The 13,511-nt window shown below is 52.9% G+C and carries 9 protein-coding genes and 1 pseudogene; 9 read left to right on the forward strand and 1 reads right to left on the reverse strand.

Translation table 11 applies throughout. The features are described 5' to 3' along the window. The first annotated feature begins 99 nt into the window (after window positions 1–99). From LRR79_RS01365 to LRR79_RS01400, 8 genes and pseudogenes are all read left to right on the forward strand, one after another. Window positions 100–804, forward strand: a complete 705-nt coding sequence (locus LRR79_RS01365) for a FadR/GntR family transcriptional regulator (RefSeq protein ID WP_231758650.1) — start codon at window positions 100–102, stop codon at window positions 802–804. A gap of 188 nt (window positions 805–992) precedes the next feature. After that, window positions 993–3,299, forward strand: a complete 2,307-nt coding sequence (locus LRR79_RS01370) for a GH92 family glycosyl hydrolase (protein WP_231758651.1) — start codon at window positions 993–995, stop codon at window positions 3,297–3,299. A 10-nt stretch (window positions 3,300–3,309) separates the two neighbouring features. Beyond that, window positions 3,310–4,632 (forward strand): Gfo/Idh/MocA family oxidoreductase, encoded by a 1,323-nt coding sequence (locus LRR79_RS01375; RefSeq protein ID WP_231758652.1) that lies wholly within the window; start codon window positions 3,310–3,312, stop codon window positions 4,630–4,632. A gap of 74 nt (window positions 4,633–4,706) precedes the next feature. Then, window positions 4,707–5,531: an FAD:protein FMN transferase gene (locus LRR79_RS01380; RefSeq protein ID WP_231759960.1), complete on the forward strand. Its 825-nt coding sequence runs from the start codon at window positions 4,707–4,709 to the stop codon at window positions 5,529–5,531. Next, window positions 5,524–6,846 carry a Gfo/Idh/MocA family protein gene (locus LRR79_RS01385; RefSeq protein ID WP_231758653.1) on the forward strand — a complete coding sequence of 441 codons (1,323 nt, stop codon included), beginning with the start codon at window positions 5,524–5,526 and terminating at the stop codon, window positions 6,844–6,846. Before LRR79_RS01380 ends, LRR79_RS01385 begins: the two co-directional genes overlap by 8 nt. Before the next feature lie 29 nt (window positions 6,847–6,875). Beyond that, on the forward strand, window positions 6,876–8,255 hold the full coding sequence (locus LRR79_RS01390) for a 3-keto-disaccharide hydrolase (protein WP_231758654.1): 1,380 nt from the start codon (window positions 6,876–6,878) through the stop codon (window positions 8,253–8,255). A gap of 76 nt (window positions 8,256–8,331) precedes the next feature. Further along, a pseudogene (locus tag LRR79_RS01395) lies at window positions 8,332–9,297 on the forward strand (carbohydrate kinase family protein). Next, the gene (locus tag LRR79_RS01400; protein ID WP_231759961.1) at window positions 9,197–10,465 is read left to right on the forward strand and encodes an AGE family epimerase/isomerase; all 1,269 of its coding nucleotides are present in this window, start codon (window positions 9,197–9,199) and stop codon (window positions 10,463–10,465) included. The pseudogene LRR79_RS01395 and the gene LRR79_RS01400 overlap by 101 nt, the downstream one beginning before the upstream one ends. Before the next feature lie 92 nt (window positions 10,466–10,557). On the opposite strand, the gene LRR79_RS01405 is transcribed toward LRR79_RS01400, so the two are convergent. After that, a complete protein-coding gene (locus LRR79_RS01405; protein WP_231758655.1) occupies window positions 10,558–11,517 on the reverse strand; it encodes a sugar kinase in 960 nt (319 codons plus the stop codon). Window positions 11,518–12,005: 488 nt separating this feature from the next. On the opposite strand from LRR79_RS01405, the gene uxaC reads away from it, so the two are divergent. Further along, a complete protein-coding gene (gene uxaC, locus LRR79_RS01410) occupies window positions 12,006–13,421 on the forward strand; it encodes a glucuronate isomerase (RefSeq protein ID WP_231758656.1) in 1,416 nt (471 codons plus the stop codon). Window positions 13,422–13,511 lie beyond the last annotated feature (90 nt).

Raw genomic sequence — 13,511 nt, forward strand, 5'->3', positions numbered from 1 at the left:
AGTTCGTGACTCGTAAACCACCGAAATCTCAATTTTTGCCACTGGGAAAGGCCGCTTCTACCGGGGTAGAATAGGTTTTTTACTTGACCTCAGTTACTCATGATTTCAACAAATTCTACTGAAAAACGACTTTACATTCAGATTGCCGAAGCGCTACTGGAACCCATCAAAAAGGGGAAGCTCAAGTTCGGGCAAAAATTGCCACCTGAGCGCCTCCTGGCCGAACAGTTCAACGTAAGCCGGCCCACCATTCGTGAGGCAATGATTGCCCTGGAAGTAAGTGGCATCGTAGAGATTCGGTCTAGCTCAGGAGTGTACGTGATCGGTTCCGCAGCGCGACTGGGCGAGAGCGTCAAGTCAAATATACCGGGGCCGTTTGAGATTTTGGAGGCAAGGCTTCATCTCGAGCCCGAAGCGGCCTATTTGGCGGCGCAGCGGATCAGTATGCAGGAAGTTCACGAACTAAAGACCATGCTGAAAAGAATGAAGGATCAGGAGAAACACGATTTATCGGGAACGCTGGACATCGATCGCAACTTCCACCTTCTGATCGCGACCGCCAGCCGCAATTCCACGATATTTGAGATGGTCGACTGGCTTTGGCAGTTGCGAGACCGATCGAAGATCAGTTCTGTTTTTGATTCGATCGTCAGAGACCGAGGCCCGGTAACCATTATTGATGAGCATCAAAATATTGTTGATGCTCTTCAGCGCCGGGACGCGACCGGATCGAAGGAAGCTATGGCGGAGCATATTCAGCGGGTGATTAATGAATTCTCTGAATGCGCTCTGTATGACGACTAAATCGTTTCTCGGAAAGTAACTGATTATAAGTAACTAGTGCTCTATTCACCGCCTTATAAAAAATTAAATTGGTAGAAGTTCGGCAGGTTTTTTCTTTTTAGATAATAAATAGAATCTTGCATGAGTGCCCCATCGCCTTGGAAACTCATACGGCATGAAAATTCAATAATAATTACGGAAGTCCGTTGATGAAGAAGTCAGCTTTCAAAGCCGCTGCGCTATTTGCGCTGGTACCTTTTCTCTCCAGTTGCGGCGATCAAACTGATTCGACTGCAACACAAAAGCCCTTATTGAAAGAACCGGTGGAATACGTCTGGCCATGGCTAGATTCCGCCAATTCTCGCTGGTTTTACTTTAACTCGGCAACCCGTCCATTTGGGCTAGTCAACTTGAGCCCGGATACAGAGCTGGAGGGCACTTGGGGAAGTGGGTACCGCTACAATACCCTCGAAGTGAAAGGGTTCAACCATGTACATGCATGGCAGCTTTCCGGCTTGTCAGTAATGCCCGTATCATCCCGGAAACCGCTTGAAGTACTTAAGGATGATTATTTTAGTCCTTTCAGTCACCAGGATGAAATTGTTGCTGCCGGCTACCACAAGTTATCTCTGCAACGCTTCAATATAGATGTCGAGCTGACCTCCACCACTCGCGTCGGCTTTCATCGCTATCAGTATGGTGACAACGAGCAACGTCAAGTTTTGTTGGATTTGCAGGGGAATTTTGGCCCGTCTGCTTTGAGGAAAGGATCCTTTTCTCAGGTGGATGCGAATACTTTTCAAGGGCATGTGATCAACGAACCGACCGTTCGACGACCACGGCCAACCCCTGTGTTCTTCCATATCGAATTAGATACACCTGTCAGCGGCATTGAGGAGTCTGGTGGCGAAATATTGTTGACCCTTGAAGAGGGCGCAAAGCCTGTCCTCATGAAAGTCGGCATTTCTTATGTAGATGAAGCCGGCGCAAAAAACAACGTGCAGGCGGAATTACCTCATTGGGACTTCGATAGAACAGCGGCGGAGTCCAGACAGGAGTGGAATAGTTGGCTGTCAAAAATTTCGGTAACTGGTGGCAGCGAACAAGACAAAATACGGTTTTACACAGATCTGTTTCACGCCTTACAGGGCCGCAGAATTGTATCTGATGTAGATGGACGCTACTCCGATCAGACTTCAGAGCAACGTAAGATTAAGCAGATTCCCTTGGATGAATCTGGCACACCCAAGTTCACCCATCATAATTCGGATTCATTCTGGGGCGCGCAGTGGACCATCCAGACTCTCTGGCCTCTCGCCTACCCGAAAGTGGCCTCGAATTTCGTTAACTCTATGCTACTCATGTACCAGGATGGCGGCTACATTCCTCGAGGACCATCTGGCGGCAATTATACCCATGTGATGACAGGTGCCTCGTCTACGCCCTTTATCGTTAGTGCGTATATGAAGGGGATTCGAGATTTTGATATTGAGCTGGCTTATGAGGGGCTCAAGAAAAACCACCTCCCGGGTGGCACCATGGGGCGCGCCGGTTACGAGCATTACAGCGCATACTCTGGCGGTCTCGAGTACTACATTAATGACGGCTACGTGCCCTATCCGCTACCCAAAAAGAATGAGGCCTTTCATCAGGACGGTGCAGGTCAAACTCTGGAGTACGCGTTTCAGGACTGGACACTTGCTCAACTAGCGTTGGAACTCGGCAAAGCTGATGATGCGGACTATTTTGGCAAGCGCAGTAAGAACTACATCAATCTCTTCGATGTTGAGACCGGGTTTATCCGCCCACGTGATACAAGCGGGAACTGGCTGACTGACTTTGACCCCTACGACTACCGGATTGGTTTCGTTGAGTCCAATTCCTCGCAAATGACCTGGTTCGTACCCCATGATTATTCCGGGCTGAGTGAGTTGATGGGAGGAAAGGAACAAGCTGCACTGAAGCTTAACCAAGCCTTTGAAACAGCATCCCAATCTGGCTTTACCTCAGGATCATCACATGATGAGGAAGGCCTCGCTCAAAATAGACGGGTTCCGATTAATTATGGAAATCAACCATCCATTCAGACTGCATTTGTTTTTAACGAACTAGGAAAGCCCCACCTCACTCAGCACTGGTCTCGTGAAGTTATTAAAGCTGTGTATTCCGATGTTTCCGAGAAGCAAGGTTTTAACGGTGACGAGGATCAGGGCCTGATGGGTTCTCTGTCGGTATTGATGAAAATTGGTTTATTCCAGCTTGATGGAGGGACAGGAAAAGATGCCATTTATCAGATAGGGAGCCCTATTTTTGACACGATCGAAATTAGCCTTGACGACCACTACTATCCTGGAAAGACCTTCACAATCGAGACAAAAAATAATTCTGACAGAAATCGGTACGTTCAATCGATCACACTTAACGGCGAACCTCTTGACCGTTTTTACCTGACACATGATGAAATCGTTTCCGGCGGGCTACTGCTTCTGGAGATGGGCGAAACACCCAACATTTGAGGATAATAAAATGACAACACGGCGAAATTTTCTGAAAGGGTCAGGCGCTCTTTTAGCCACCTCAGCTTTAGCAATGAGTGCTTCAAGCTATTCACGCATTATCGGTGCGAATGATCGAGTCAACATTGCCCTCATGGGAGCCAGAAGTCGCGGCAAGGCCCTACTGGATGGTTTTCTTAACAGTCCGAATTGTGCGATTACACACATATGCGACGTAGACCGACACGTACTCGCCTCAACCAGCGAAATGCTGGTGGGTCGCGGGCAGGTAAAGCCCACCCTCGAAGAGGATGTGCGCAAGACACTGGAAGACAAGGACCTTGATGTACTTGCCATTGCTACACCCGATCACTGGCATGCGCCAGCCTCAATTATGGCGATGCAAGCCGGCAAGCACGTCTATGTAGAGAAGCCCTGCGGTCACAACCCGGCCGAGGGGGAAATGCTTGTCGCGGCACAGAAAAAGTACAACAAGGTTGTCCAGATGGGTAACCAGCAGCGGTCGTCTAATGAAACCGCGGAACTGATCAACTTAGTTCATCAGGGCGGTCTCGGTGATATATACAAAGTCTATACGTGGTACGCGAACAACCGTAAGTCCATCGGCAGCGGTAAAGTGATAGCCCCGCAAGAGTGGCTTAATTGGGACCTCTGGCAGGGACCCGCACCGCGCCGGGACTACCATAGCAACTACGTGCACTACAACTGGCACTGGTTCTGGCATTGGGGCACTGGCGAAACCTGCAATAATGCGGCGCACGAGCTGGATATCGCGCGCTGGGCACTACAAGCTGACTTCCCCGAGAAAGTCGCGGTCGATGCATCTCGTAATTTTTTCAAGGAAGATGACTGGCAGATGTACGACACCATGAACGCAGAGTTCACCTTTTCTGGCGACAAAAAAGTAATCTGGGAAGGACACTCCTGTAACAAAGTGCTTAAGTTTGGCCGCGGTCGCGGAATCCTGATCTATGGCACCAAGGGTTACGCGCTCCTTGATCGCGGTGGTTACGAGATATATGACCTCGACAATACGCTCCTGAAGCAGAGCAAGGTCGATCAGAGTAATGACTCCGCAGATTTGATGGGTGGCGGCATCCTCACTCGCCAACACGTTCGTAATTTCATGGATACATTGCGCGGCGATGCCGTTCTGCAAGCATCTCCCATCGACGAAGGTCATAAGAGCACCCTGATGTGTCATTTGGCCAACCTTTCCTATCGTGCCGATGAAACACTCATTTGCGACTCCAAAACCGGACGACCCACATCGAAAACGGCCATGCAGTACTGGGGTCGTGAGTACGCACCTGGATGGGAACCAAAGGTCTGAGGCAACTGAAGTAACGAGAGATTCAGGTCATGGTGTATCAAAGCTGTTTTCATTCCATGGGAACCCGATTGCAGATGCTGTTGGTGAATGTCGATCAGATGTTCGGCGAGCACCTTCAGGCTCTCGTCAGTCACCGGGTTCTCGAAATTGAACAAGCTATCAGTGTATACCTGCCTGACTCTCCCCTGACTCGCGCAAATGACATCCTGACGAGCCAGGACTCGGTAGAGATCGACGATGCAGAGCTGCTTCTTGCACTACGCACTGCACAGCAGGGTCTCGAGGCCACGAAAGGTTTTTACAACGCATCCTGTGGCGAGTTAGTTCGACGGGTAAAGGAGGGGCGTCCTCTCGACGGAATTTATGCTCCGTCATTCTCAGTGGAAGATGAAAACCGGCTTGTGTGTAGCCACGTAGGTTTGGGATTCGATTTCGGCGGTTTGGGTAAAGGAATTGCGTTGGACTCCGTAAGAGGCATTCTCGTTGCCGAAGGCATTGAGAATGCCTTGATCTCCTTTGGCGAGAGTTCAATATTGGGAATTGGCAGCCATCCCCATGGCGATCACTGGCCCATCGCGGTGCCTGATCCGACTGATACCTCAACGAGCCTCATTGACATCAAGCTGCGCGATAGTGGACTCACGTTGTCTTCCACCCTTGGCAATGGATTGCAACACGGTGAAATCCGGCAGCACATTGTTAACCCGATCGCCGGCAAGGTCGTGCTAGATCCGATCACTACCGCAGTACACTGCGACTCCCTGGCCTGGGGAGAGATGCTGAGCACAGCATCGCTCGTTTCCGGCTTTTCCTTTTCTACAGGTTTGATTCCCGAAACGGCAGGCCTGAAACATACGCATATTTTCAAACACTTCAGCAGGGATTTTTCAGATGTTTAACCTGTTCGAAAACCAGGAATTTCAGCGGCGACGCCGCGAGTTTTTACGCGACATATCCTTCCTCGCAGGATCGACGGCTCTCCTGTCCGCTGCACCCTGGGCGCAAGCGCTGTCCGCAGAGAATTTCTCAGAGATCAAAAAAAATGGGCGCGCACGGCTCGCCGTGATCGGCGTCGGCTCTAGAGGGCGCGCACTGTTGCTGAATCTTCAGGCTGTCGCACACGCTGAAATTACGGCAGTGTGCGATAGCTACCAGCCGCATCTCGACCGTGCCCACGGGCTCACGCAGGGAAAAGCAGATTCCTATCTCGACTACCGGGAAATACTCGGCCGAAAAGATATTGATGGGGTAGTCATTGCTACACCACTACACCAGCATAAACACATCACTATCGACGCTCTGAACGCCGGTATGCACGTGTTTTGTGAAAAATCCATGGCGCGCACTCTGGAAGACTGCCGGGAAATGGTGATTGCACAGAAGGCTACTGGTCGCATCTTACAGATAGGCCACCAGCGCCTGTTTAATCCTATTTACCTTCACGCCATGGACAAGATACGCAAGGGCGAACTGGGTGAGGTACATCAAATGCGGGCCTTCTGGCACCGCAATGGCGATTGGCGTCGTTCACTGCCAAATAATGATGCTTCTTTTGAAAAACGCTTCAACTGGCGCCTGTATAAGGAATCATCTGCCGGTTTGATGACTGAGCTCGCAAGCCACCAGATCCAGGTAGCCAATTGGCTTTTTGATGAAGTTCCGGCTCAGGTCATGGGCTCAGGGAGTATCTGTTTCTGGAAGGATGGTCGTGAAGTCTACGACCACGTTGCGCTAATTTACGAGTACTCAAAAGGGCGCAAACTGATTTATGACAGCCTGATCAGCAATAAAAAATATGGTCTGGAAGAGCAGGTTATGGGACATCTTGGCACCATGGAGCTTGAGGTGAATCGCCAGTACAGCGAGAACCCAGCTACTTCCAAAAACGTTAAGCAGTTGGCTGCAGAGATAGAGCGAGGTGAATGTAAACCCATCCCTATTGGTGGCGCCACCTGGCAGCCTGAAACCGGAACTCAGGAAGTGGGCACACCCATCCTGACCGGAGAGTACGAGGATACATTGCTACAAATGGAAGCATTCGCTGCTGCGGTGCTGAAGAACGAAGCTTACCCGGGTGTACTACGCGAAGGGTATCACGCATCCATTGGCGCCCTGCTCGGAGAGAAGGCAATGGATACCGGCAAGCCCGTAAAATGGCATGAACGATACATAATGCCAAAAGAAGCGGAAATAGCGACGCTATCTTTGACCTAAAACATTTTAATGTACGAGAGGAAATAATAATGAAGAAATTCAATATGCTACTGGCACTCACGATGGGTGTTTCAATGCACGCTAGCGCTGCTCAATGGCAAACGCTGTTTAACGGAGAGACCCTCGAAGGCTGGAAACAGCTCGGCGGCAATGCGAAATACACCGTAGAGGACGGTGCCATTGTTGGAACCTCCGTTGCCAATTCACCAAATAGCTTCCTCGCAACGGAACAAAACTTTGGCAACTTTATTTTCGAGGCCGAAATCAAGATCGACAGCGGAATGAACTCTGGCATCCAGTTCAGAAGCCAGTCACTGGAAAGCTATCAGAATGGTCGCGTGCATGGGTACCAGGCCGAGATCGACACCAGTAGCCGAAAATGGAGCGGAGGGATTTACGAAGAAGGCCGCCGCGGATGGCTGTATAACCTGTCGCGCAACGAAAGGTGCCAGGAAGCGTTAAACCTGGACGGCTGGAATCACTATCGGATCGAAGCTCTGGACAATCATATCCGCACTTGGGTCAACACCGTGCCCTGTGCCGACCTCCTGGATAACACGGAGGGGCACTCAGAGGGATTTATCGCCCTGCAAGTGCACAGCATCAAGGACAAGTCCCTGGTTGGAACCCAGATCGCGATGCGCAATCCGCAGGTCCTCACCGAGGATCTGGTAAAAAACAGCTGGTACACGCCTTCCGATGTGCAACAAATCAATTACCAGCCAAATACGCTGTCTGCGAAAGAAATGCAGGAGGGCTGGAAGCTGCTCTGGGATGGCAAAACCACTCAGGGTTGGAAGAGCGCTCGGGCCGAGGGATTCCCCAAAAAAGGCTGGGGTATCGACAATGGTGAACTGATTGTTTACTCCTCCGGCGGCCAAGAATCCCGCAATGGTGGAGACATTATCACTGAAGAAGAATTCTCCGAGTTTGAGCTTGAAGTCGACTTCAAGATTACCAAGGGTGCAAATTCCGGGATCAAGTACTTTGTCGACCCCGACCTACTCAAGGGACAAGGTTCAGCAATTGGTCTGGAATTCCAGATTCTGCACGATGAAAAACATCCCGATGCCAAGAAGGGACATCAGGGCAACCGCACTATCGGTTCGCTCTACGACCTGATTCCAGCGTCCAATCTGAGTGAAGCCAATCGTACGACAAAGCGCGTCAACCCTGTAGGCAGCTGGAATCGTGCGCGAATTGTAGTGAAAGATGGAAACGTGGAGCACTGGCTCAACAACATTAAAGTCGTGGAATACCCGCGAGGCAGCCAGATTTTTCGCTCGCTGGTTCAAATGAGTAAGTACGCCAAATGGAAGAACTTCGGCGAGTGGGAAAAAGGCCCTATCCTGCTCCAGGATCATGGCGATGAAGTTCACTTCCGCTCAATTAAGATCCGGGCTATTTGATAACACTCTGGTCAAGGCCCGCTGCCTCAGAATGCATTGAGGCAGCGGACCGCCGCACCGCGCTGGAACCCCCTCGATGACTATTCCCATTCTCTGCTTTGGCGAAGCACTGATCGACTTTCTCAACACGGGGAAGCAAAAAAACGGTGAACTCGCGCTCAATCAATTCACCCAGTTCCCCGGAGGTGCCCCTGCGAATGCGGCTGTCGCCATTGCCAAACTGGGAGGCGCGGCACGCTTTTCTGGATAGGTAGGAAGTGACACTTTCGGTGAGTTCCTTGTACAGGCGCTCGAGCAATATGGGGTAGATACGAGGCACACCTACCATCACACCACTGCTCCCACTGCACTGGCGTTCGTATTTCTCGATGAGCAAGGCGAGCGCAGTTTTCTATTCCACCGGGACAATAGTGCGGATATGGTAATGGAGCCCTCTCAGGTTGAGGACAACTGGTTTACAGAGCAACCTATCCTGCACTTTTGCAGTAATACCCTGACGCATCCAGGCATTACTGAAACTACCCGTACAGTTTTACAGCGTGCGCGCGCAAGAAACTGCCTGATCAGTTTCGACGTGAATCTCAGGCACAATTTATGGCCGTCAGGTAGCGCAGATAGGGACTTGATCAACCAGTTTGTGATGCAAAGCCAGCTGGTGAAGTTTTCAGTCGATGAGCTCCAGTATCTAAGTAACGGCGATAACGACGTCTATCTAAGACGCTGCATTGAGAATGGTGTGCGGGCGATTGTGGTAACGGATGGCGGCAACCCGATCAACCTTTATGCGGAAGGAGTTCACCGGGTAATCCAGGCACCAAATACCAATGTTGTCGACACCACTGGCGGCGGTGATGCCTTTATTGGTGCGGTACTCTTCGGGTTAAGCCGAAGTGATCGGTCAGCCATTGGGAAGATCGATCATTTATCCGCGCTGGTGGCATTTGCCAGCCATTGTGGCTCTATCGCCGTATCCCGCCCTGGTGCCTTCCCGGCATTTCCCTCGTTTGATGAAGTTGAGGCATTCTATTGTGGACTTCACTAGCAAAGAATTTTTACGTAACCATATACAGTCGATTCTTGATTTTTATCTGCCGCATATCCTCGACGAGAGTGGCGGCTTTTTTCAGAACTTCAAGGATGATGGTGAAGTATTCAACCCTGGGCAGCGGCACCTGGTGTCAAGCTGCAGGATGGTATGGAATTTCTGTAAAGCCTACGAACTGTTCGGCGATCAAAAATACCAGCAGCTGGCCCAACACGGCGTTGACTACATTCGGGAAAAACATTGGGATGCATCCCGCCAGGGCTACAACTGGACGCTGCGCGAGAATCACCAGGCGGATGATCAAACCAACCACTGTTATGGCCTGGCCTTTGTCATTCTGTGCTTTTCGGCCGCGCATCAGGCGGGGGTGAGCGGCGCTCAGGAAGACATACAGCGAGCCTACCACATACTCGAAACAAGACTGTGGGATGAGCAGTTTGGACTGTACGCAGATGAAGCATCACCGGACTGGTCGAGGATTAGTGATTACCGTGGTCAGAACGCAAATATGCACTGCTGCGAAGCGCTGCTAGCCGCCTTCGAGGCGACCAGTGAGTCTACCTATTTGGATCGTGCCTATCGTCTCGCAAAAACCGTATCAGTAAATCTCGCTGAGGAATCAAACGGTCTGATCTGGGAGCATTTCACGAAAGACCTGCGCATTGATTGGGAGTACAACAAAGACGACCCAAAAAATCTGTACCGCCCCTGGGGTTTCCAGCCAGGCCATCAGACCGAGTGGACCAAACTGCTGTTAACTTTGCACCAGCACAAGCCGGAAGACTGGATGCTGGAGCGGGCAAAATTTCTGTTCGATGTCGCACTGGACGCGAGCTGGGATAGTGAACGTGGTGGTATTTACTACGGATTTTCCCCGGATGGGGCTATCTGCGATGACGAGAAATATTTCTGGGTACAGGCGGAAACATTCGCAGCCGCCGCACGCCTGCAGATACAGATCGATGATCCGCACTATAAAGAGTGGTACAACAAAATCTGGCAGTACTGCTGGGACAACATGATTGATCACAAGCATGGTGCCTGGTACCGAATACTGTCTGCCGACAACAAAAAGCTTTCCGACGAGAAGTCTATTGCAGGTGGAAAGTGCGACTACCACTCGATCGGCGCGTGTTGGGACGTACTCCGGGTACTGGATAGTTGATTACTCCCGGAACGCTAAGCGGTTGCGCTCGCGGTGGAAATACCGCGGCCCGAATTCGCAGCTTGCGCCTTCGGGCCCGGGCTATTCGCTGTTCAGCCGGGCTCCATCGCCCCAGCCGCGCGCCCCATATACTCCGCGCGGGGAATAATAGCTCCGCGATGACCGATCACCCGCGCCGCGCACTGGTTGCCCGCGGCAACCGACTGTGCCGGCGTGGCGCCCTGCAGTCGGGCTGCGAGATAACCCGCATTAAACGAATCCCCGGCACCCGTGGTATCAACCACACGGCTGACCGGGGGCACGTCGATCGCGTCAAGCTCGCCATTAACCTGCATCAGAACGGGCTCTGCTCCGCGTTTGACAATCAGCTCGCTGACGCCAGCTGCCGTGTTTCGCTGTACACACTCCTCAACACGCGTATCACCCCACAAAGCCTGTTCGTCTTCAAACGTCAGCAGTGCCATATCGGTCTGTTGCAAAAAGTCCATCACCGCAATCTTCGCGACCTCTGCAGAAGCCCACAGGCGCGGACGATAGTTGCTGTCAAAAGCAACGCGACCACCATTGGCACGGTACTCCTGCAGGAACACCAGCAGTTCGCCACGCGCTTCCGGGCTCATGATCGCCAGGGTGATTCCGGAGAGATACAGGCAATCCATCTGACGCAGGTGCGCCTTGAGTGCTTCGCGGCGATCCGCATCCGCAAACAGCTCGCGGGCCGGGGACTCCCCTCGCCAGTAGGTAAAATAGCGTTCGCCATCGGCGGTGTTCTGGATCAAATACAGGCCGGGATTACGCCCCGGGAGCTGAGGGATAGCGCTGGTGTCGATGCCCTCCTGCGTGAGGCAGGCAAGTACTTCCTTACTGTGGGGGTCGTCGCCCAGCAAGGTTACATAACTGACGTTGACGCCACCGCGGGCAATGTAGACCGCCGTATTGTAAGTATCCCCAGCGAAGGGCTGCATAAACTGCGGCTTACTCGCGTCTCCGCTGCCAACCGCAGATTGCGGTGCGAGCTCAACCATGACTTCTCCCAGTGCTGCCAGTTTCACTTCTCTCTCCCGTGCGCCACAGGCGCCAAATTTTTAGTTATTGATGGTTGTGGACTTGTATTCTACAACCACCAATCGGATTCCAACCAGCACAAAAATGTCTTACCAGAATGCTTGACTGGTATAACCAATTTTTGGCACCATGCTAACAATCGTTGCTCACAACAGGGTTCTGTAGCGAGCATCGAGGTTTTCTCCATCGCCTGGCGCATCGGGTATAGGAGCCTGGTTTGGACCCCTTTGCTAACACTTCGCGCATACCGCCCGCTCCCGCAGCAGCCAGTGCTGCGCGGTGAGCCGGGCCCTTTTCTTTTATGGGCTCCATTTAGGTTTCTATCTGGCCCAAATGAGTTTCCGGCGCTGGTGAAACCACACAACAATAAACGGATTCGGCCTCCTTCTTTTCTAGCGACAAGCCAAGCGAAAACCTCGCGAGAGACACGAGCCGCCGGTTCCAAATGGCAAACCCGAAATCTGGAAGCATCCACATGACACGCCCTCTGATCCTGCATCCCGACCGTCTATTTCCGGCCGACCAAGTAAGCCGGGATATCGCGCGCAATCTTTACCAGAGCGTGAAAGACCTGCCGATCATCAGCCCGCACGGTCACACCGACCCGTCCTGGTTCGCCGACAACCAGCCCTTCGGCAACCCAGCGGACCTGCTGATCCGCCCGGATCACTATGTGTTCCGCATGCTCTACTCCCAGGGCGTTCCCCTGGAGAGCCTGGGCATCCGCACTCAGGACGGCACCCCGGTAGAACAGGACCCGCGCAAGATCTGGCAACTGCTGGCGGACAACTACCACCTGTTCCGCGGCACTCCATCGCGCACCTGGCTGGATACGGTTTTCCACGATGTATTTGGGCTGGATGTTCAGCTCAACAGCGACACCGCCGAGCTGTACTACGACCGCATCGACAGCGCATTGAAAACACCGGAGTTCCTGCCGCGGGCGCTGTTCGAGCGCTTCAATATCGAGGTGATTGCCACCACTGAGTCCCCGCTGGACGACCTGCGTCACCACCAGAAGATTCTGGACAGCGGCTGGAAAGGTCGTGTGATCACCGCCTTTCGCCCGGACCCGGTGCTGGATCCGGATTTCGAGGGCTTTACCGATAACCTGGCGCAGCTGGCTGAGATCACCGGTGAAGACACTTCCACCTGGTCCGGTTACCTGGCGGCCCTGCGCAACCGGCGCGAATTCTTCAAAAAGATGGGCGCGACCTCTACCGACCACGGCCACCCCACTGCGACCACCGCGAACCTGTCTGCGGCGGAAGCCGAGGCGCTGTTCCTGAAGGTAGTTACCGGTAATGGCAGTGCGGCAGATGCGGAGCTGTTCCGCGGCCAGATGCTGACCGAGATGGCGCGCATGAGTATCGAGGATGGCCTGGTGATGCAGATTCACCCGGGCTCTTTGCGCAATCACAACAAGGTGGTGTTCGAGCGCTTCGGCCGCGACAAAGGCTGCGATATTCCGTCCCCGACCGAGTACGTCAGCGCACTGCAACCGCTGCTGGAAGCAGTGGGCAACGAGCCGGAGCTGAGCATTATTCTGTTCACCCTGGACGAGACCAGCTACAGCCGCGAACTGGCGCCGCTGGCGGGCCACTACCCAGCGCTGAAACTGGGCCCGAGCTGGTGGTTCCACGACAGCCCGGAAGGTATGCGACGCTTCCGCGAGCAGGTGACCGAGACTGCCGGTTTCTACAATACCGTGGGCTTTAACGATGACACCCGCGCGTTCCTGTCCATCCCAGCCCGTCACGATGTGGCGCGCCGCATGGATTGTGTATGGCTGGCGCAACTGGTCAGCGACCACCGCCTGCAGGAAGACGAAGCCTTCGAACTGGCTGCGGACCTCGCCTACAACCTGGCGAAGAAAGCTTACAAGCTCTGAACTCTGTAGCTTGGTGGTGCTCTGGTCTGCCTTTGTGGCGCCGGAGCACCGGGTATCTGTTTTCAGAACCGCTGTGAACCCATCCCTGGG

The sequence above is a fragment of the Microbulbifer elongatus genome (assembly GCF_021165935.1).
Classification (GTDB): domain Bacteria; phylum Pseudomonadota; class Gammaproteobacteria; order Pseudomonadales; family Cellvibrionaceae; genus Microbulbifer; species Microbulbifer elongatus.

Excerpts from the sequence above, each read along its gene's own strand:
- LRR79_RS01370 (WP_231758651.1), top strand. The coding sequence starts at position 993 with ATGAAGAAGTCAGCTTTCAAAGCCGCTGCGCTATTTGCGCTGGTACCT.
- LRR79_RS01390 (WP_231758654.1), top strand. The coding sequence starts at position 6,876 with ATGAAGAAATTCAATATGCTACTGGCACTCACGATGGGTGTTTCAATG.
- LRR79_RS01385 (WP_231758653.1), top strand. The coding sequence starts at position 5,524 with ATGTTTAACCTGTTCGAAAACCAGGAATTTCAGCGGCGACGCCGCGAG.
- LRR79_RS01375 (WP_231758652.1), top strand. The coding sequence starts at position 3,310 with ATGACAACACGGCGAAATTTTCTGAAAGGGTCAGGCGCTCTTTTAGCC.
- LRR79_RS01365 (WP_231758650.1), top strand. The coding sequence starts at position 100 with ATGATTTCAACAAATTCTACTGAAAAACGACTTTACATTCAGATTGCC.
- LRR79_RS01380 (WP_231759960.1), top strand. The coding sequence starts at position 4,707 with ATGCTGTTGGTGAATGTCGATCAGATGTTCGGCGAGCACCTTCAGGCT.
- uxaC (WP_231758656.1), top strand. The coding sequence starts at position 12,006 with ATGACACGCCCTCTGATCCTGCATCCCGACCGTCTATTTCCGGCCGAC.